The organism is Arthrobacter zhaoguopingii (assembly GCF_009828605.1).
GTDB classification, from domain to species: Bacteria; Actinomycetota; Actinomycetes; order Actinomycetales; family Micrococcaceae; genus Arthrobacter_D; species Arthrobacter_D zhaoguopingii.
This window is the reverse complement of the sequence record NZ_WIAE01000001.1, coordinates 338,718-358,334: the sequence shown is the minus strand read 5'-3', so window position 1 is coordinate 358,334 and position 19,617 is coordinate 338,718. Positions and strand designations below refer to the sequence as shown.

The window sequence follows — 19,617 nt, the reverse complement described above, 5'->3', positions numbered from 1 at the left end:
TACACCTCCCGGGAAAGACGATGACTCGAGACTACAGAGCGGCCCGGCGGGAAGCACGCTTCCTGCCGGGCCGGGCCGTTCTTCTTGAGACAAACTTGCGGGAGGCTGCTATGAATCGGCCTCCAGGTCCACCTCGCCGCCCTCGTCGGCGGTGACCACGGTGTCGGTCAGGACGACCGACTCGTCGATCGAGGTGAACTCGGTGGTGATGTCGTCCACGACAACCTCGGTGGAGGTGTCGTTGAAGGACTCGTCGAACTCCGCGTCGACGGCGACGGAGTTGTCGGTGTTGAAGGATTCGTCAACGGTGACCGACTTGTCGGTGTTGAACGATTCGTCGATGACGACCTCGGTCTCGGTGGTCGTCGTGGTCTCGTTGTAGGAATCCGTGACGTCGACCTCGTTGAACGAGTCCTCGATCTCGACGTCCAGGTCCGTGTTGACCGTGGTGTCGGTGACGGACTTGTCGACCTCATTGAAGGAGTCGTCGATCTCGACGGTCGTCGACTCGTCGTTGTACGAATCCTCATTCTTCGTCGTCGACTGGTCCGAGTTGTCGTTGAAGGAGTCCTCGAACTCGACGTCAACGTCAGTGTTGTACGAATCGTTGATGTCGTTGTCTTCGTCGTTGTCCTCGTTGTAGGAATCGTTGATCGACTCGTCCTCGTTGTACGAGTCGTTGACCGAGTTGTCCTTGTTGTAGGAATCCTCGGTGACGTCGTTGTCCTCGTTGAAGGAGTCATCGATCTCGACGTCGACGTCAGTGTTGCCGATGCCGATGTGCGCGTCATCCCCGGCATGGACCGTGGTGGAGTTGTCAGTGGATTCGTCGACGGAGTTGTCGACCTCGACGTCGCCTTCGGCCGCGATCGCGTCGTCGCCCGAGGCGACGATGGCGTCATTGTCGAAGAACTGGGTGACATCGCCGTCGGCCCAGATGTTCTGGTTCACCGACTGGTCGGTGATGGTGTCCCGGTCATCGATGGTCGACGTGTAGGAGTAGTTGTTCATCACGTGGGTCAGGGTCTGGACCGCGTGGCCGTGATCGTTGTAGTCATCGTGGCCATTGTCGTCATCATCATCATCGTCGTCATCACGGCCGCGGCCGCCGCCGTGGCCGTGGTCGTGGTCGTGGTCGTGGTCGTCGTCATCGTCATGGCTGTGGCCCGGGCCGGTGATCGGGCCGACGTTGACCGAGCCGGCGTTGCCGCTCATCGGCGCCTCGATGGTGGAATCGTTGCCGCCGGTGTTGTACTCGCGGTCGAAGGAGGAGGTCACGGCGACGGGAGCGTAGTCGAGGATGACCGGCAGGACCGCATCGACGTCTTCCATGCAGACACCTCCGAGCCCGGCATCGGCGAGGGCCCCCTCGGGGTCCGCCTTGAAGGCTGCCGCAGCCTCGGGGTCCTTGAACAGATTCATCAGGAATTCGAGAAGAGTCGTTGCGAGAGTTGGCATTTTGGGTTCCCCTGCTTTGGTGGTGATGATCGGTTGTTCTGAGAGCGCCGATGCTTTGGATCGCCTGAATTCAATCTAGGACCGGCGCCGTCCGCTGCCATCGGGGATTCCTCCCCTGCCGGGGGCTCCCCCGTTAGGGGTTTGAGCATCGCCGGACGGTAGGGGTACGGGGTATTCGGGCACGCCGCGTACCGGAGGAGGGGGACCGTGCGAGCACAGGGACGGGCGCCGGCCGGAAGACCGCAGCTTGGCGCGACCTGCTCGCCCGGAAACGACCTGCTCGCCCGAAAACGACCTGCGCACCCGTTATATCCGGCGCCGGGGTCGCAATCGGGTGCGATTTTGCCCCTACGCCCGCCGGGGCCCCTACGCCCCGCCCGGTCCCTTCTCGGACCGGGCCAGGGCGACGCGCAGCTGGTCGAGCAGATCGGCACGGGTGGTGACACCGAGGCGGCGCCGGATGCGTGCGATGTGGTGCTCGGCGGTGCGCGGAGAAATGAAGATCGCCTGACCGATCTCCCGGTAGGTCCTGCCCTCGAGCACGAGCCGGGCGACCTCGCGCTCGCGGGCACTCAGCCCGGACCCTTCGGATCCCGCGGCCGCGCCGGGCCGCGGCGCCGGCGGACCGGTGGTACCGGCTGCGGGCCGGGATGACGGCATGGCCGCGGTGTCGGTGACCGGGTGCAGGTCCCGGGCACAGGCCATCAGGCGGGCCATGTCTTTCCGGTCGTCGGCCCGGGACGCGGCCTGGCCCGCCAGCCGCGAACCGTCCCAGGTGTAGCCGGCCGCCGCCAGCCCGCGCGCCGCGTTCTCAACGGCGGAGACCTCGAAGCGGCCGGCCAGCACGGAAATCCATACCCGGCCCCCGGTGGCGAGCACCGCGGCCAGGGGATAACGTCCGGCGCTGCGCACCAGGGCCGCCGCATGCGGGGCAAGGTCCTGGGGCCGGTCCGAGAGGAGCGCGGCCTGGACCGCCGCCCAGTGCAGCGGGACCGACCACAGCGGCGGGTTGCCCAGCCGCTCCAGCAGCGCCCAGGCGTCGGCGAGCTGGAATTCGAGGCGGCCCGCGTCGCGCAGGCGGGCGCCGGCGACAAGGAGTTCGCCAAGGGGCAGGAGGAGGTAAAGGTCGATCGAAACGCGCAGGATGCCCTCGCGGGCCCGCTGCCAGGCGCCCACGAGGGCCGGGACATCGCCGGTCCGCCGCGCCAGCGCCACCTCGAGCGCGGTGAGGAAGAACTCGTCGCGGGGTACGAGCGGGCCGGGGCCGGCGACCGCCTCGGCGGCGAAGGACCGGGCCGCGCCGGGCAGGTCCCGCTGCAGTGCGGTCCAGGCCCGCAGCAGCAGCAGCCGTGGGCGGGCCGCCGGTCCGCCCTGCCCGCCGGCGAGCGCCGCGTCGAGGACCGATTCGGCGAGCTCGAGCTCGCCGCTGCTGAGTGCAGCGAGGGCGGCGAGGGCGGCCGGCAGGTCTGGCAGGGGAAGCGTCTGGCCCGAGGCGGTCATCATGTCGGAGGCGCGGATCAGTCCGGGCAGGGCCTGCGCCGGAGCGGGCCCCAGCGAGGTGTGCACGCCCCGCCCCATCAGGGCGACCGAGACGGCGCGCACCGTTGGGGAGCCGTCCTGCGCGGTTTCCCTGAGCATCTTCTCCGCTCCGTCCCGGTCCCCGCTGCCGATCATCGCGACGGCGGCCAGGGCGGCGGAACTCCCGGCACGCCCCTCCCCCAGCCATCGGTACACGTCGGCGCCGCGGGCGAGCATGCCGCGCTGGGCCCACACGGACGCGGCCACGTCGGCGGCGCGGGCGATGTCCGGCGCATCCTCCTGGGCGAGCAGATGGTCAAGGATCCGGCACGCGCCGTCGAGGTCCCCCATCGCTGCGGCGGCCTGAGCCCGGCGCGCCGCCGTGGAGAGCCCGTCGTCGCCGGCGGCGCCCGCCTCCTCGTACAGCGCCGCCGCGGCCTCCGGTGCGTCGGGCAGCTCCGCGTCGGCCGCGGCCACGAGCGCAGCCGCCACCCGGGGGTGCTGCAGCCCGTCGCGGGCCAGGCCGCGGGCAACCTCCCCGAACCGCAGGTCCGCGTCCGTCAAGAGGTCCACGAGGGAGTGCTGCAGCTCCTGGACGCGGTAGGCGGGAGTGGCTGCGAGCAGGGCGCGGCCGATCAGGGGGGCGAGGCATCCATCGGGAAGCAGCATCCCAGCGGCCCGGCCCCGGGCGAGCAGGGTATCGACGGGCGTACCGGCCGCGGCCAGCCCGGGCGGGACCTGCCGCGGCGGGACGAAGCCGACGGCCATCGCCAGCAGCAGCTCGCGCAGCGCGGCGTCGACGCCGTCGAGGTCGTAGCCGAGCTGGTCCATGACGCCGCGGGGAACCTCCGGGGCGGACCCCGTTCCGCCGGGCTCCTGCTGCAGGCCCGCGGTGACCCGCTGCACGAGCCACGGCATCCCGCCCGTGAGGTCCGCCACCAGCCCAAGGGTCGCCGCCGGCACCGGGTTGCCCAGGGCGGCACCGAGATAGCGGGCGAGATCGTCCCCGCCCAGCGGACCCAGCACCACCGGCGGATGGCGCTGTTCAAGGACGGCGGCCAGGCGCTCGAGAGCCGGGCTCCGGGGCCAGCCCCGGTAGGAGACGATCACATCGGCGGAGCGGTCCTCAAGAATCGAGAGGATCCGGGCCAGCGCGTCGTCGTCGAGGAGGTGGGCGTCATCGACGAGGACCGCCCGGCGGGCGCCGTCCGGTTCGGTTTCACCGATACCGGTGTCGAGGGCGGCGGGGCCGCGCACGACGTCGATTCCGGCGTCCCGGTAGCGCTCCTCGGCAAGGTCGAGAAGGGCGCTCTTGCCTGATCCGCCGGCGCCGGAGATCCCCGCAACGAGGCGCCGCTGCGGATCGGCCGCGGACCGGTCCGCGGCCTCGAGGAAGGACGCGGCAACCGTTCTCCTCAGCGGACACGGCAGTGAGACCCCCAGACTTCCTCCCTGCACCTCCGGTCAGCCTTCCGGGGCTGCCGGCGGTGGGGCCGGGGCCGTCTCGATGGCCACGCTGGGTTCCGGGCTGGGATCAACCGGGGCGGACTGCGAGGGCACCGGACCGGCCGGCGGCGGCGCCGGCTCGGTCGTCGGCGACGGAGGCGGCTGGGTCACCGGCGGCGGCGCCGGCTCGGTCGTCGGCGACGGAGGCGGCTGGGTCACCGGCGGCGCAGGCTCGGTCGTCGGCGACGGAGGCGGCTGGGTCACCGGCGGCGCAGGCTCGGTCGTCGGCGACGGAGCCGGCTGGGTCACCGGCGGCGGTGTCACCGGCGGCGGCGTCGGCTCCGGCACCGGGGACGGCGAATTGGGCGGGGTGACCGCATCCGGACCGGGGGTTTCGGGGGCCGGCCCGGTGGACGGTTCCCCGCTGCCGTCCGTGCCCGCCGTCCCGGGGTCAGCGGAGGTGGTGCCGGCGGATCCCTTCCCTCCGGTGGGAAGGGAATCCTTATCGCCCGCCCCAGAATCCTTCCCCTGCGTCGTGCCTGCATCGGATCCGCCGGGTCCGAGCGCGGCAATACCTGCCGGGACCGCCTTGACAGGGGCCGGGGGCGCCGCCGGATCCGTCAGCTGAGAGAACCAGTTCCTGTCCGGTGTGTCGGGATTCCCGCCGCCGCCCGTCGGCTCTCCGGTCGGGGAACTGGGCGTGCCCGTGCGCGAATCGGCCTCCGCGGCGGCGCTCAGGCCCCCGAAGAACCGCGGGCTCTGTGCCGCGGTCGCCGTAAGACCGGTGAGCAGCGCGACGGACACGGCCACCGCCCCGATCCGCACGCCCGTCCGGGAGCGCGCCGTTCCGGCGCCGGCCGGTGCGAGGGCCGGCGGCGCGCCGGAGGCCAGAACGGGCCGCTCGGGACTCCCGGGCGCGCCGGCCGGCGCTCCGCCGTCGTCCCCGTCGAGGTCCTCCTCCACGAGCCCGGCGGCGGCGAACGCGGCTCCCAGGGAGATCGATGCCTTGGGGTCGGCGTCGATGGCGATCGGCCGCTCGAGCTGCTCCGAAAGCAGTTCGGCAACCAGGGGAATCCTTGAAGAGCCGCCGATCAGCAGGATCGCGTCGAGGTCGGCGGCCTCAACACCGGCGGCCTCAAGGACCCCGGCGAGCACCTCGACGGTCGAGCGCACCGGATCCTCGATCATCGACTCGAACTCGGACCGGACGAGCCGCACGGAGGTGTGCGCCCCAGGCAGCAGCACCGGGATGGTCGCCTCGGAATCGGCGGACAGGGCCTCTTTTGCCTCGGTGCATTCCCGGCGGACCCGTGCGAGGGCCGAAAGGACCCCGGGGTCGGAGACGTCGAGGTCCGCGAAGGCCGGTCCGGCCCCGGCGGCCACATGGGCGAAGACGGCCTGGTCGAAATCGGCTCCGCCGAGCCGCTCGATGCCGCCCGGCCGCCCGAGCACCGTGAAGGTTTCGGTATCGTTCTTGCGCAGCACCGCGGCATCGAAGGTTCCGCCGCCGAGGTCGTAGACGGCGATCGTGCTGCCCGGCTCGATCCGCTCCTGAGAGGCATAGTGGAGGGCAGCCGCCTCCGGTTCGCTCAGGAGCACCACATCGGCAAGCCCCACGCCGGCCAGCGCGGCCCGGACCAGGCCCGTCCGGTGGTCGCCCCAGCCCGCCGGGTGGGAGACGGTCACCGCCACGGGAGGCTCGCCTTCGCGCTCCCCGGCACGGTCCACCACCCAGCGCGCCATCGTGGCGAACAGGTCCTCGGCGGCGACGCTCACCCCGCCGACCACGAAGGGAACCGGGTCGCCGATCCGGCGCTTGAATTCGCGCACCATGCGCTCGGGGCATTCAAGCCCGCGCCGCTCCGCAGCCTCCCCCACGAGCATCCGTCCGTCCTCGCCGAGGAACACCACCGTGGGCACCGCGCCTCCGCGCAGCCCCAGGCCCAGGGCCGACGGCGTCGCCACCGAGTCACCGCCAAGGCGGGTGATCGCCGCGGCCGTGAAACTCGTTCCGATATCAACGCCAAGGACGTACGGCATACAAAATTCCTAAAAAATGAGCGTATTCGGTCACCACGGGTTTCCATCAAGCTAACACCGGGCTTCCGCGGGTTACGACGGAAATTCCGCGTAACCGCTACTCATATTTAGGCGGGTGCTACTCGCCCAGGACCTCCGCAGCGAGCAGCCACTGCTCTTCCAATCCGTCGGTCTCTTCCTGGAGTGCCTTGAGCTTCGCATTGAGGTCCGCGAGGTACTCGAAATCGGCGTCGGCCTTCGCGCCCGCCTCTTCCATCTGCTGGTGAAGCCTGCCCTTCTGGGCATCGATCTTCGTGATCTGCCGCTCGATCCGGGCGAGGTCCTTGCGGGCCTGGCGCAGGTCGGCCTCCGAGGATCCGTTTTCCGAACCGCTGTCCTTTGACACCGCGGGGGACGCCGAGGAGCCCGTCACCGCCAGGGACGGCGCGGCCCGCCTCAGCTCGAGGTACTGGTCCACCCCGCCGGGAAGGTCCCGCAGGCGCCCGTCGCCGAGCAGCGCCATCTGGGTGTCGGTGACCCGTTCCAGCAGGTACCGGTCGTGGGAGACCACGACGAGGGTGCCGGGCCAGCCGTCGAGGACGTCCTCGATGGCCGAGAGGGTGTCGGTGTCCAGGTCGTTCGTCGGTTCGTCGAGCATCAGGACGTTCGGTTCACCCACGAGCAGGCGCAGCAGCTGGAGCCGCCGGCGTTCCCCGCCGGAGAGTTCGCTGACGCGGGTCCACTGCTTCTCGTTGGTGAAGCCGAGCTGCTCGACAAGCTGGCTGGCCGACACCTCCTTGCCGCCGACGCTGAAGACGCGCCTTTCGGCCTCGATCACCTCGATCACCCGGCTGCCCCCCAGCTCGTCGAGCTCGCGGACCTCCTGGGACAGCACGGCGGTCTGCACCGTCTTGCCGCGCTTCAGGCGCCCCTTAGTCGGTGCCACCTCGCCGTTGAGCATGCGCAGCAGCGTCGTCTTACCCGATCCGTTCACCCCGACCAGGCCGAGCCGCTGCCCCGGTGCCAGGCGCAGGGTCACGTTGGAGAACAGCTGGCGCTCCTGCCCGCCGGCGTCGATGGTGAGGCTGATGTCCTCGAGGTCAAGCACGTCCCTGCCGAGACGGGACATCGCCATCTTGTTGAGGGCGAGCGTATCGCGGGGCTCCGGGACGTCGGCGATCAGCTCGTTGGCCGCCTCGATGCGGAACTTGGGCTTCGCGGTCCGGGCGGGCGCGCCGCGGCGCAGCCAGGCGAGCTCCTTCTTGACGAGCTGGACGCGCTTGCTCTCGATGACCGAGTTCATCCGGTCCCGCTCGGCGCGGGCGAGGACGTACGCGGCGTAGCCGCCGTCGAATCCGTCGACGATGGCGTCGTGGACCTCCCAGGTGCGGGTGCTGATCTCATCGAGGAACCAGCGGTCGTGGGTGACGACGAGGAGCCCGCCTTCGGTGGGGCGCCAGCGCTGCTTCAAGTGCCCGGCGAGCCACGCCACCCCCTCGACGTCGAGGTGGTTGGTGGGCTCGTCGAGCATGATCACGTCGTGGTCGCCGATCAGCAGCTTCGCCAGCGCCACCCGCCGCTTCTGGCCGCCCGACAGCGAGGAGACCGGCGCGTGCCAGTCCACCTCGGAGACCAGCCCGCCCATGACGTCGCGGATCTTGGGGCTTGAGGCCCATTCGTGGTCGTCCTGGGTCCCGACGATCGCCTCGCCCACGGAGAGGGAGCCGTCGAGCACATCGGTCTGGTCCAGGTAGCCGACGCTCACGTCGCGCCGGCGGGTGACCCGGCCCGAGTCGGGGGTGGTGCGCTGTGCGAGCAGGCGCATGAGCGTTGACTTGCCGTCGCCGTTGCGCCCCACCATTCCGATGCGGTCGCCGTCCTCGAGGCCGAGGGACACCCCGTCGAGGATGGTGCGGGTAACGAAGGCGACGCCGAGGTTTTCAGCGCCGAGAAGGTGTGCCAATGCGAACTGCTTTCGGTAAGAGGTGTCGGCCGGCTGGCTCAGCCGGCGGTGTCGGTGGCAATCCGCGCGCCGTGCGCCGGGCCGTGGACCGCGGTGGCGGCCATTCCCGCGGCCTCGAGCCGGGACTCGAGCTCGACGGCATGCCCCGCGCTGCGGGCCAGGAACGCGACGGTCGGTCCGGAGCCGGAGACGATCCCCGCTAGGGCGCCGGCCTTTGTTCCTGCTTCAAGGATATCGCCTAGGCCCGGCGCGAGTTCCAATGCCGGCTCCTGGAGGTCGTTGGAGAGCAGCGGCGCCAGGGCCGGGGCGTTTCCGGCCCGCATCGCGCCGAGGATGGCCGGGTCGATTTCGGGCTGGAGCGGCGCGTGGGCCCCCGTGCGCAGCCGGATCTCATCGAGCAGCCGGTACACCTGGGGGGTGGACAGGCCGTAGTCCGCGGGCGCCAGCACCCAGTGCAGCGGTGTCTTGGAGATCGCAGGGGTCAGCTGCTCGCCGACGCCCAGGCCGACGGCGGTGCCGCCGAGCAGCGCGAAGGGGACGTCAGCGCCAAGGCTCACGGCGATCTTCGCGAGTTCGTCCCGGGAGAAGCCGCTGCCCCAGAGGGCGTCACAGGCGAGCAGCGCCGCGGCCGCGTCGGCCGAGCCGCCGCCCATCCCGCCGGACACGGGCACGCGCTTGGTGATGTCGAGGTGCACGCCGGTCGAGCCCGGGCTCACCTCGGCGAGCAGCTGCGCGGCGCGGACGGCGAGGTTGGTGGCATCGAGGGGAACCGCGCCGACCGGCAGGTTAAGGGTGCCCTGCCCGTTGACGCTGACGGTGACGCCGTCGCCGTCCACCCGGGTCGCCGTGACCTCCTCGTACAGGGAGACGGCGAGGAACACGCTGGCGATCCCGTGGTAGCCATCCTCGCGGGGAGGGCCCACCCGCAGGGAGACGTTGATCTTGCCCGGAGCCCGGACCCGGACCCTGCGCGGGCCACCCCGCAACCGTCCAGCTCTTCCCGACTCCATAGGGTCCAACTTAGATCACCGGCTTCCGTGCGGAAAATCGCGGGCGTCAGGCGGTTGGGGCCTTCCCTTCGGCGATCCGCGCGTAGGCTGCGATATCGAGCACCTCGCCGCGGGCCGTCGGGTCGACGCCGGCCCGCACGAGGGCCTGCTCCGCGAGGACGGGGCTGCCGGCCCAGCCGGACAGGGCCGCCCGCAGTGTCTTGCGGCGCTGGGCGAAGGCGGCGTCGATGACGGCGAAGACCTCCTCGCGGGACGCCGTCGTGGCCGGCGGGTCGTGCCGGGTGAAGCGCACCAGCCCGGAGGCGATCTTGGGCGCGGGCCAGAAGACGTTCATGCCGATCACCCCGGCCTTGGCCATCCGCGCGTACCAGGCCGCCTTGACCGAGGGGACGCCGTAGACCTTCGATCCGGGGCCCGCCGCTAGCCGGTCGGCCACCTCGTCCTGCACCATGACCAGGCCCGAACGCAGCGACGGAAAGCGGGCGAGCAGGTTCAGCACCACGGGCACCGCGACGTTGTACGGGAGGTTCGCCACGAGGGCGGTGGGCGGGTGCGGCAGCTCGGTGACGCGCAGGGCGTCGGCCAGCACGACGTCGAGGGCGTCCGCCCGCTCCGGGCGCCACTGCCGTACCGTCGCCGGAAGCCGGCCGGCCAGGACGGGATCGATCTCCACGGCCACGACGCGTTCGGCGGCGTCGAGCAGGCCGAGGGTCAACGAGCCCAGCCCGGGGCCCACCTCGAGCACAGTCTCGCCCTCGCCCAGCTGGGCCGCGGCGACGATCCGGCGGATGGTGTTGCCGTCGATCACGAAGTTCTGGCCGAGCGTCTTGGTGGGCCGGATGTCGAGCTCCGCAGCCAGCCGGCGGATGTCGGCTGCACCGAGCAGCGGTGCGGGCGGCGGCGTTATCGAAGGCGTTGTCACCTAGTTATGGTAGCCGCCGGGCGGCCTCCGCCGGTCCAGCAGGGCCCGGCAGCGCCGGGGCCCCCGCGCCCTGAAGGGCGCGTCCCGGGCTCAGCGCAGGCCGAGCTTCGAGGCGCAGGAAGGCCAATGACCCCAGCCGCCGCTGCCCTTGAGCACCTCGGCCGTGGCGATCTGCTCCGCCGGCGAGGCAAGGTGCGGCAGCGGCGCGTACTTGCCGCCGCCGGCGCCCAGCCAGCTCGACCTGCTGAACTGCAGCCCGCCGTAGTAGCCGTTGCCGGAATTGATCGACCAGTTTCCCCCGGACTCGCACTCGGCCAGCGCGGCCCACACGTTCCCCTGCGGAGCCGGTTCCCCGGCGGGCCGACCGGCCTCCTTCGCCGGGGCGGCCTCCGGCCGGGGTTTGGCGGCGGGGCGGGTTCCGACGCTGATCTGCTCCGGAACCGGTTCCCGGCGGACCTTCCGGCTGAGCAGGCGGCGCGAGACCTCCCTGCCGTCCTCGAGGCGGACGGCGTAGACGCTGGTGCGCTCCCCGTCGACGCCCGCGACAGTGATTTTGCGCTCACCGCGGGGAAGCCCGGGGTCCTCGGTCTCGACCCTTTCAAAAGCGATGGGTTCGGTGAGCGTGCGCGTGGCCCTGCTCGTAATGCGGGTGATCTTCACGCCGAGGCCGTCGATGACGGCGGCGGAGGCCGGGATGGAGACGCGGTCCTCCGCCCCGAGGGTGATTCCCGCTTCGGCGAGCAGTTCCGGGAGCCAGACGGCCGAGGTGGTGTGCACGGAGGAGGCTCCGCCCACGGTGAGGGTCACCCTTTTCTGGGTCCGGACGGTGATGGCCGAATCGACGGTGGAGAGTTCGGTGGCCCGAGGCAGCGACACCGCCGCGGTGCGGGCCAGTCCCAGCTCGGCCAGCAGGTCGTCGACGGTCCGCACCGTCGTGGGGTGCGTTGAGCGCACGCCGTCGAGGATCAGGTCGATCTCCTGCGCCCTGTGAACCTCGATGGCGGCGCCGTCGGGCACCTCCGCCGTGCGGGCGGGGACGACGTCATCGTGCGGGCCCAGGGGCACCTCGGCCTTGGCCAGGATCTCCTCGACCGTGCCGCCGTAGGTCTGCACCGTCGAGGTGCGGCCCTCGACGGTGAGTTCGACCTGTTTGCCGTTGCCGACGAAGGCGACGAGCCCCGAGACGAGGCTCATCATCACCACCGTCTGGCCCGTCCGCTTCAGCCAATGCCTGCGCACCCTTTTCCCCACCGGGTCCCCCATGTACGAAGTCTCCGGGCACGGGGAACCGCAGCGCGGGATCCGGAGCCTGCTGACAGCGCGGGGCGCACGGATCACCACCGGGCACGCGGTCGGCCCGGAGCTGCTGGAGGTGCCTGCGGGGGCAGCGGCGGAGCACGGGTGCCCTGCCGGTGCAATGCCGCAGGCGGCGTTAGTCCGAATGCCTTCCCCGACCCCGGCTAACAGGTGCTAACCGTAACCGTGCCGTGACCTTAACTCCAAACCCTTCCGCTCCACCCGTCCCACCGGTTCCGGCAAGCGTCAGGCGGGACGGCCGCGGTCGGCTCAGGTAGCGGTCGGTACCAGGAGCCGGTCAGTCCCACGAACCGATCAGTCCCACGAACCGTAGACGGCGGTCGTGTTCGCCAGGATCCGCCCGCACAGCTGCTCAAGGTCGGCGCTGAGCACCTCCGCCATCGCCCGCACGGTGTACGGCACCACGTAGGACGCGTTCGGCTGGCCCCGGTACGGGTGCGGGGTGAGGAACGGGGAGTCCGTCTCGGCGAGGATCAGCGAGGGGTCGGCGATGGCCAAAGCCTCCCGGAGGTTGCCGGCGTTCTTGAACGTGACAGTGCCGGCGAATGACATGTACCAGCCGTTCTCGTTGCAGGTCCGGGCCAGGGCCGCATCGCCGGAGAAGCAGTGGAGCACCACGCGCTCCGGCGCCCCCTCCTCGAGGACGGTGGCCACGACGTCGTCGTGGGCGTCCCGGTCGTGGATCTGCAGGGCGAGGCCGAGGCGCTTGGCGATGTCGAGGTGACGCCGGAAGGAGTAGCGCTGGCGCTCGATGCCCTCCTGGGGGGTGCGGAAGTAGTCGAGGCCGGTCTCACCGATGGCCCGGATGCGCGGGTGCGCCGCGAGCTGCTCGATCTCCTCAAGCGCCTCCTCGAGCGAACCCTCGGCCGCGAGTTTCGGGGCGTCGTTGGGGTGCAGGGCCACGGCGCCGAGGATCCGCGGATCGGCATCGACGGCCTTCACGGTGAAACGGGAGGACTCGAGGTCCGAGCCCACCTGGACCACCCCGGCCACCCCCGCAGCCTCCGCCGCGTCGAGGGCGGCGCGCAGGCTCACCTCGACCAGCCCGTCGCGGAAGTCGAGGTGGGTGTGGTTGTCGATCACCGGAACCGGCAGCGGTTCGGGCAGCGGCGGGTAGTCGAGTTTCCGCCGCTGGCCCCCATCGCCCTCCGACTTCCGTGCCCTCACCGGGGCCGGGCCGGCACCGGTGGTGTCATCGGGAGTGTCATCGGGTCCGTCCGCCGGCCGGTAGGGCCCGGGGATGGAGCCTGCTGAGTACGCGGAACTGTTGCTCATGGCCCCAGCCTATCCAGCCCGGGAACTTTCCACCCGCGCGGGAGGTTGACCTAGTAATCTAAGTATCTAGTCAGCCAAAGCACGCCCACCGCGGCGGTCGCCGAGGTCATCGCCTGCGCGTCGTATTCTCCGGCCGCTCTCCGCCGGACTCCGACCCGTAGCTGCCCTGCGCGGAAGGCACCCATGGACGTCCAGAACACGACCGTCGAGGATTCCCACCTGCCGGGCGCGGCGGGACCGGACCCGGCGGTTGAGTCCTTTGCCGCGGTGGCGTCGGGGATCCTCGGCTCGATCAACACGGTGATCGACGGCAAGCCTGATGCGGCGCGGCTGGCCCTGACGGTGCTGCTGGCGCAGGGTCACCTGCTGCTTGAGGACGTGCCGGGGGTCGGCAAGACGATGCTGGCCAAGACCCTCGCGCGCACCATCGACTGCACCGTGAACCGCATCCAGTTCACCCCGGATCTGCTGCCCTCGGACGTCACCGGGGTGTCGATCTACAACCAGGATTCGCGCCGCTTCGAGTTCCGTCCCGGCCCGGTGTTCGCGAACATCGTGATCGGCGACGAGATCAACCGGGCCTCGGCCAAGACCCAGTCGGCCCTGCTTGAGTGCATGGAGGAACACCAGGTCACCGTCGACGGGCGCACCCACGCCCTGGGGGATCCGTTCATGGTCGTCGCCACCCAGAACCCCATCGAGATGGAGGGGACGTATCCGCTGCCGGAGGCCCAGCGGGACCGCTTCATGGCCCGGATCTCCATGGGCTATCCCGACGCCCGCTCCGAGATCGAAATGCTCGAAACCCACCAGTCCCTCTCGCCACTGGCGGAGGTCCGGCCCTCCACCACGGCCGCGGGCATCGCGGCTCTGATGGCTCAGGTGCGCTCCGTCTTCGTCTCCCCCGCGGTGAAGGAGTACACCGTGGCCCTGGGCGCTGCGACCCGCACCCACCAGCGGCTGCGCCTGGGCGCCAGCCCGCGGGCCCTGCTTCAGCTGCTCCGCGCGGCCAAGGCCACCGCGGCCCTCGAGGGCCGGGACTTCGTCCTTCCCGACGACATCACGGCCATGGCCGGACCCGTGCTCGCCCACCGCCTGATGCTCGACCGGCGGGCCGCGAGCGCCGGGGAAACCGCCGCCTCCGTCGTCGAGAACGTGCTGTCCAAGGTGCCGGTTCCGCGTGATGCGCGCGGGGCCGGGACCCGGGGCCGCTGACGGGTTCCGGCCGGCCATGGCGCTGCTCGACCGACTCCCCACGAACGTCCTGACCCAGCGCGGGTGGGGCTTCGTGATTGCGGGCGGCACGGCGCTGCTGGCCGCGCAGATCCTGGGCCGCCGCGACCTGCTCTACGTTGGGGTCTTCCTGGCCTGCCTGCCAGCCCTGTCGGTGCTGATGCTGCGGCTGATCAAGCCGCGGTTCACCATCGAACGCAGCTTCGCCCCCTCGACCATGGAGACCGGCTCCACGACCACCGTCTCCCTGGCCGTGGCCTCCAACGGCCCGCCGGGGCCGCCGGTCACCATGGAGGAACACGTGCCGCCGCGCTTCGGGCGCGCCCCGCAGTTCACCTTTCCCTCCCGCAATCCGACGCGCGACGGGGTGAGCCTCTATGAGTACCGCCTCCGGTCCTCAACCCGCGGCCTCTTCGAGATCGGCCCGGTGACCGCGCAGTTCACCGACCCCTTCGGGCTGGGCACCTCCAGGCACCTCCTGGGCCACCCTGACCCCCTGGTGGTGACCCCGGCGCCGCTGGATCTCGTGGCGGCCCCGCTGTCGGGATCGCGCGGCACCGACGGCACGGCCGCCACCCGCCGCCAGGCGAACCCCAGCGACGATGACGTGATGACGCGCGAGTACCGGCACGGGGATTCGATGCGCCGCGTGCACTGGGCCGCCACGGCCCGGCACAACGAGCTGATGGTGCGGCAGGAGGAGTCTGTGACCACGCCCGAGGCCACGCTCCTGATGGACCAGCGGCAGTCGAGCTTCAGCTACGGCTTCAACGCCGTGTTCGGCGCCGATGCCGGCCACGGCGGGGCGGGCATCAACACGATCCCAACCTTTGAGTGGGCCGTGACGGCGGCGGTGTCGATCAGCGCGCATCTCCTGGAGCGCAGCTACGCGCTGCGGTTCCTTGACCATCACGGGGCCCCCGCCCTGCTGCGGTCCCCCTCCGCGCCCTTCCCCGGGGATGAGGAATTCCAGGGTCCCGGCGCGCTGGCCGCCATCGCCGAGGGGCTCGCGGCGCTCGGCCCCGCGCACGACGGCGGCCGGCGCAGCGGGAGCATCGCCGCCGGGGCCGGCCCCGCCCGCCGGCCGGTGCAGCGGCGCAGCGGGAGCAGCCCGGCAGGATCCGCGGTGCCGCCGGGCCGCGGTTCCCGCCGGGAGGATCCCCACCAGCACGACCCCGGCTCCCCTTTCGGCGACGACCTGCTCGACCGGCTCGCGTCCACCCGGCACCGGGGCCCGCTGATCGCCGTCCTCGGACTGCTCACGCCCGAGGAAGCGCGGAGCCTCGCCACCGCCTCCGGCTATGGATCGGCGGCCCTGGCGCTCGTGGTTGTCGACCGGCCGGCAGAGGCCGCCGCCCAGATCGACATCCTGCGCACCGCCGGCTGGCATGCGGCCGCCGCTTCCCCGCGCGCCGACATGCCGGCTGTCTGGGCGGGCCTCGGGCACTCCGCACCGCCCGCACCGGCAGGCCCGCGCACCTCCATTCCCCAGGAAGGTCTCCGGTGACAGCGACGCTCGAACGCCCCGTGGCCGACTCACGGCAGACCCCCGGCACAGCCGCCGAGGGCCCGTCCCGTCCCGATTATGCGCACTGGGCGGTCAGTGCGGCCGTGGGCGCCGGCGTTCTCGCCGCATCCACCAGCCTCAACGGCGTCATCGAGCCCTGGACCTGGTTCGGGCCGGTGTTCAACACCGTGCTTCCCGTGATGATCGCCATGTCGCTGGCGCGTACGCTGCGGCTGCCCGGGCTGGTCACCCTGCTCGCGGGCCTGCTGACCCTGGGCGGCTGCCTGACGTCGCGGTTCGTCCCCGACCAAAGCATCCTCGGGGTGATCCCCGGGCCCGGAACCGGCGTCCAGCTGCAGATTCTGCTCAACCATGCCGAGGACACCGTCACGTCGCAGGCGGCACCGGTCCTCCCCGGGGCGGGCATCTTCCTGGTGACCTGCGCGGCCATCGGACTGATCGCCATCGCCGTCGACACCCTTGCCACCACCCTGCGGATGCCCGCCGTCAGCGGCATCGGGCTGCTGGCCCTGATGGTGGTTCCGGCGGTGGTCAAGCCGCTGGGCGTCGGGATGGTGCCGTTCCTCCTGACGGTGGCCGCCTACCTGCTGCTCCTGGGCTGCGCGCAGTGGCGTGAAGGCCTCCTGGCAGCCTCGGCGGCTTCGGGTTCCACCGGGTACCTCGGGCGCGGCCTGGCGGTGGGCGCGGCGGCGGTCGCCGTCACGGTGCTCCTGCCCCTGGCCATTCCCGGGTTCAACAGCGGGGCCTTCCCGCAGGGTGCCCGGCTGAACGTATGGGGCAGCTCCTCCGGGCTCAACCCGGCGGTGACCCTGGGCAATGACCTGCGCAACCCGGCCGGCTTCGGTCGGGTCACCTATGCCACGAACTCCCCCGAGCCGGTGTACCTGAGGGCCGTGACGCTTGAGGACTTCGCCGGGCAGCGGTGGGAACCCGATCAGCGCCGGGATGAACGCGAGCCCGGGCTCCAGGGAATGGGCTCCGAGTCGGTCCGTTCGGCCGGGGAGTTCGGCGCTACGGCGTTCACCCGGATCAACACCGACAGCTACACCAGCCCGTGGCTGCTGGCCCCCTACGCGCCGGTCAGTGTCGCGAGCCTCAACGGGCGCTGGACCTGGGACCCGAAGAACCTCAGCATCCTCTCCTACGACGGCGGCACCTCTGTGCGCCAGGAGTACGAGGTGATCAGCACGCTGCCCGACCTCACCGAGGAGCGCCTGAGTGCCATCCGGCCGGCACCGAAGGGCGCGGTGGCCCCGGTCTTCACGGAGCTGCCCGAGGATACCCCCGACATTGTGCTCGAGACCACCGAAGCGGTCACCGGGCGGCTGCGCAACCCCTACGACCAGGCGATAGCCATCCAGAACTTCCTGAGGAGCCGGGACTTCACCTACTCGGTGGATGCGCCGGTCGAGGGCGGCTACGACGGAAGCAGCATGGGCGTGATGGCCCGGTTCCTGGAGACGCGCGCCGGCTACTGCGTCCATTACGCCGGCACGATGGCGGTGATGGCGCGGGCCGCGGGCATCCCCAGCCGGGTCGCCGTCGGCTATACCCCGGGCACGACGACGGGCGATCTGGCGGCCGGGCCCGACGGCATGGAGCTGCGCGAGTTCGCCGTGGATTCCCGCAACGCTCACGCCTGGCCCGAGCTGTACTTCAACGGGGTCGGCTGGGTGCGGTTCGAACCCACTCCCTCACGCGGCGTCGTTCCGGACTACGCGCAGACCATCACCTCGCCGTTTAATGTCCGCGTCGACGACTATGACAACCTCAACCCCGGCGCGGCGGACGTGCCGCCGGGAACGGCCGCCGACCCGGAGGAGACCCCCGCCGGCGCCGCCGATCCTGCCGCTGCACAGTCCCGCGCCGCCGCCGCCGGAACCGCAGCGGCCGCTGGGATGCTGCTCGCGCTCCTGCCCCTGCTGATCCGCTCGGCACGCACGGCGGCACGGCGGCGCCGGGTGCTCTCAGGAGAGGGACCCGGTACTGCGGCCGCCGCCTGGGCCCAGACGACCGAGGTCGCCGGGGACTACGGACACCCGGCCCTGCCAACCGACACCCCACGCGGGTTCTCGCAGCGGCTGCAGGCCGAGGCCGGCCTGCGCGGGCCCGCAGCGGACTCGCTGCAGCGGCTCCAGCGGGCCTTCGAACGCGAGGAATACGCCGGCCCTGCGGCGGCCCCGGCCGCCGGGGCAGGTGTTGCCCTCCTGGCTGCTCCGGCCGCCAGCTGGGACGACGTCACAGCGGTGACCGCTGCGCTGCGGGAGCAGAGCCGCCTGCCGGCCCGGCTGCGGGCTCGATTCCTTCCCCGGTCCCTGCTGCGCCCGACCCGGCAGCGGCCCGGTCAGGAAGCGGTGGACTAGGAGGCGGTGGGCTACGAGGCGGTGGGCTAGGAGGCCGCGGGTTATGAGGCGGTGGGGTCGGCGATGCCGATGTACTGGGTGTAGAGGTACTCCTCGATCCCCTCGGAGCCGCCCTCCCGGCCGAGCCCTGACTGCTTGATCCCGCCGAACGGAGCCGCCGCATTGGAGATGACCCCGGCGTTGAGGCCAAGCATCCCCGTGTCGAGGCGTTCGCCCATGCGAAGGCCCCGGTTCAGGTCGCGGGTGAAGACGTAGGCCACCAGCCCGTACTCGGTGTCGTTGGCGAGCTGTACGGCCTGGTCCTCGGTGGAGAAGGTGACGATCGGGGCGACCGGGCCGAAGATCTCCTCCCTCAGGATGCGGGAGGACCGGTCCACGCCCTTGAGGACCGTGGGCTGGTAGAAGTAGCCGGGGCCCTCGACCGGCGCGCCGCCGGTCACGGCCTCGGCCCCGTCGGCGAGCGCGTCGGTGACCAGGCTGTGGACCTTGTCCCGGCTCTTGCGGTCGATCAGCGGGCCGAGCTTCGATTCGTCCTCGGTGCCGCGGGCGGTCCGCATGCCGGCCATCCGCTCGGCCAGCCGGGCGGCGAACTCGTCGGCGACCGATTCGTGAACGAGGAAGCGGTTCGCAGCGGTGCACGCCTCGCCCATATTGCGCAGCTTCGCCGCCAGCGCGCCGGTGACGGCGGCGTCGAGGTCGGCGTCCTCGAACACGAGGAACGGCGCGTTGCCGCCGAGTTCCATCGAGGTGCGCAGGACGTTTTTGGAGGCGGCGGCCAGCAGGCTGCGCCCCACCGGGGTGGAGCCGGTGAAGGAGAGCTTGCGCAGGCGCGGATCCTCGACCAGCGGACCGGTGACGCCCTGTGCGTCGGTGGTGTGGATGACGTTCAGCACGCCGGCCGGCAGCCCGGCCTCCTCCATCACCTGGGCAAACAGGGAGGAGGTCAGCGGCGTGAGGTTTGCCGGCTTGAGCACCATGGTGCAGCCGGCGGCGACCGCGGGGGCGATCTTGCGGGTGGCCATGGCCAGCGGGAAGTTCCACGGCGTGATCAGCAGGCACGGACCCACGGGCTTCTTGGTGACGAGCAGCCGGGACTTGCCGTCCGGGGCCATGGAGTACCGCCCGGAGGCCCGCACCGCCTCCTCGGAGAACCAGCGGAGGAACTCGGCGCCGTAGGTGACCTCCCCGCGGGCCTCGGCCAGGGGCTTGCCCATCTCGAGGGTCATCAGCAGCGCGAAGTCATCGGCGCGCGCCGTCACGAGTTCGAACGCCCGGCGGAGGATCTCGCCGCGCTCGCGCGGGGCCGTCCGGGCCCAGTCCTCCTGCGCGGCGACGGCGGCGTCCAGCGCGGCCGCGCCGTCGGCCGGGGTGGCGTCAGCGATCGTGATCAGGGTCTTGCCCGTCGCGGGGTCCTCGATGTCGAAGGAGGCGCCGGTGGAGGAATCGCGCCACTGCCCGCCGATCAGCAATCCGGTGGGAACCTGCGCCAGCAGGTCCTGTTCGCGCTCGACGGTGACAGTCATGATGAACTCCTCGACGGTAAGGGGCGGTGGAAGCGGCACTGG

The 19,617-nt window shown here is 71.4% G+C and carries 12 protein-coding genes; 3 read left to right on the top strand and 9 right to left on the bottom strand.

The genetic code is table 11. The features are described from left to right. Positions 1-108: 108 nt before the first annotated feature. From GVV77_RS01620 to GVV77_RS01585, 8 genes are all read right to left on the bottom strand, one after another. Positions 109-1,458: an IniB N-terminal domain-containing protein gene (locus tag GVV77_RS01620; protein ID WP_159615742.1), complete on the bottom strand. Its 1,350-nt coding sequence runs from the start codon at positions 1,456-1,458 to the stop codon at positions 109-111. A gap of 366 nt (positions 1,459-1,824) precedes the next feature. Beyond that, positions 1,825-4,434: a LuxR C-terminal-related transcriptional regulator gene (locus tag GVV77_RS01615; RefSeq protein ID WP_246199565.1), complete on the bottom strand. Its 2,610-nt coding sequence runs from the start codon at positions 4,432-4,434 to the stop codon at positions 1,825-1,827. A gap of 6 nt (positions 4,435-4,440) precedes the next feature. Next, positions 4,441-6,462, bottom strand: a complete 2,022-nt coding sequence (locus GVV77_RS01610; RefSeq protein WP_159615740.1) for an Hsp70 family protein — start codon at positions 6,460-6,462, stop codon at positions 4,441-4,443. 118 nt (positions 6,463-6,580) lie between these two features. Then, positions 6,581-8,404: an ABC-F family ATP-binding cassette domain-containing protein gene (locus GVV77_RS01605; RefSeq protein ID WP_159615738.1), complete on the bottom strand. Its 1,824-nt coding sequence runs from the start codon at positions 8,402-8,404 to the stop codon at positions 6,581-6,583. Positions 8,405-8,442: 38 nt separating this feature from the next. Continuing rightward, positions 8,443-9,414: a 4-(cytidine 5'-diphospho)-2-C-methyl-D-erythritol kinase gene (locus GVV77_RS01600; protein ID WP_159615736.1), complete on the bottom strand. Its 972-nt coding sequence runs from the start codon at positions 9,412-9,414 to the stop codon at positions 8,443-8,445. 46 nt (positions 9,415-9,460) lie between these two features. After that, a complete protein-coding gene (gene rsmA / locus GVV77_RS01595) occupies positions 9,461-10,336 on the bottom strand; it encodes a 16S rRNA (adenine(1518)-N(6)/adenine(1519)-N(6))-dimethyltransferase RsmA (RefSeq protein WP_159615734.1) in 876 nt (291 codons plus the stop codon). A gap of 90 nt (positions 10,337-10,426) precedes the next feature. Then, the gene (locus GVV77_RS18470) at positions 10,427-11,599 is read right to left on the bottom strand and encodes a resuscitation-promoting factor (protein ID WP_201293149.1); all 1,173 of its coding nucleotides are present in this window, start codon (positions 11,597-11,599) and stop codon (positions 10,427-10,429) included. A gap of 348 nt (positions 11,600-11,947) precedes the next feature. Next, positions 11,948-12,928: a TatD family hydrolase gene (locus tag GVV77_RS01585; protein ID WP_159615732.1), complete on the bottom strand. Its 981-nt coding sequence runs from the start codon at positions 12,926-12,928 to the stop codon at positions 11,948-11,950. 183 nt (positions 12,929-13,111) lie between these two features. Between GVV77_RS01585 and GVV77_RS01580 the strand changes: the two genes are divergently transcribed. Genes GVV77_RS01580 through GVV77_RS01570 form a run of 3 tightly spaced genes read left to right on the top strand, consistent with a single transcriptional unit; the run spans position 13,112 to position 18,052 of the window. Next, the gene (locus tag GVV77_RS01580; RefSeq protein WP_159615730.1) at positions 13,112-14,143 is read left to right on the top strand and encodes an AAA family ATPase; all 1,032 of its coding nucleotides are present in this window, start codon (positions 13,112-13,114) and stop codon (positions 14,141-14,143) included. After that, positions 14,112-15,668: a DUF58 domain-containing protein gene (locus GVV77_RS01575; RefSeq protein WP_246199598.1), complete on the top strand. Its 1,557-nt coding sequence runs from the start codon at positions 14,112-14,114 to the stop codon at positions 15,666-15,668. Before GVV77_RS01580 ends, GVV77_RS01575 begins: the two co-directional genes overlap by 32 nt. Next, positions 15,665-18,052 (top strand): transglutaminase TgpA family protein, encoded by a 2,388-nt coding sequence (locus GVV77_RS01570; protein ID WP_159615726.1) that lies wholly within the window; start codon positions 15,665-15,667, stop codon positions 18,050-18,052. The genes GVV77_RS01575 and GVV77_RS01570 overlap by 4 nt, the downstream gene beginning before the upstream one ends. Before the next feature lie 41 nt (positions 18,053-18,093). Here the strand turns inward: GVV77_RS01570 and GVV77_RS01565 are convergent, their stop codons facing one another. Next, positions 18,094-19,575 carry an NAD-dependent succinate-semialdehyde dehydrogenase gene (locus GVV77_RS01565; RefSeq protein WP_159615724.1) on the bottom strand — a complete coding sequence of 494 codons (1,482 nt, stop codon included), beginning with the start codon at positions 19,573-19,575 and terminating at the stop codon, positions 18,094-18,096. Positions 19,576-19,617: the final 42 nt, after the last annotated feature.

What these genes read in the sequence shown, in the direction of transcription:
- GVV77_RS01620 (WP_159615742.1), bottom strand. Translation starts at nt 1,458, where the DNA reads ATGCCAACTCTCGCAACGACTCTTCTCGAATTCCTGATGAATCTGTTC.
- GVV77_RS01610 (WP_159615740.1), bottom strand. Translation starts at nt 6,462, where the DNA reads ATGCCGTACGTCCTTGGCGTTGATATCGGAACGAGTTTCACGGCCGCG.
- GVV77_RS01600 (WP_159615736.1), bottom strand. Translation starts at nt 9,414, where the DNA reads ATGGAGTCGGGAAGAGCTGGACGGTTGCGGGGTGGCCCGCGCAGGGTC.
- GVV77_RS18470 (WP_201293149.1), bottom strand. Translation starts at nt 11,599, where the DNA reads ATGGGGGACCCGGTGGGGAAAAGGGTGCGCAGGCATTGGCTGAAGCGG.
- GVV77_RS01585 (WP_159615732.1), bottom strand. Translation starts at nt 12,928, where the DNA reads ATGAGCAACAGTTCCGCGTACTCAGCAGGCTCCATCCCCGGGCCCTAC.
- GVV77_RS01580 (WP_159615730.1), top strand. Translation starts at nt 13,112, where the DNA reads ATGGACGTCCAGAACACGACCGTCGAGGATTCCCACCTGCCGGGCGCG.
- GVV77_RS01575 (WP_246199598.1), top strand. Translation starts at nt 14,112, where the DNA reads ATGCGCGCGGGGCCGGGACCCGGGGCCGCTGACGGGTTCCGGCCGGCC.
- GVV77_RS01565 (WP_159615724.1), bottom strand. Translation starts at nt 19,575, where the DNA reads ATGACTGTCACCGTCGAGCGCGAACAGGACCTGCTGGCGCAGGTTCCC.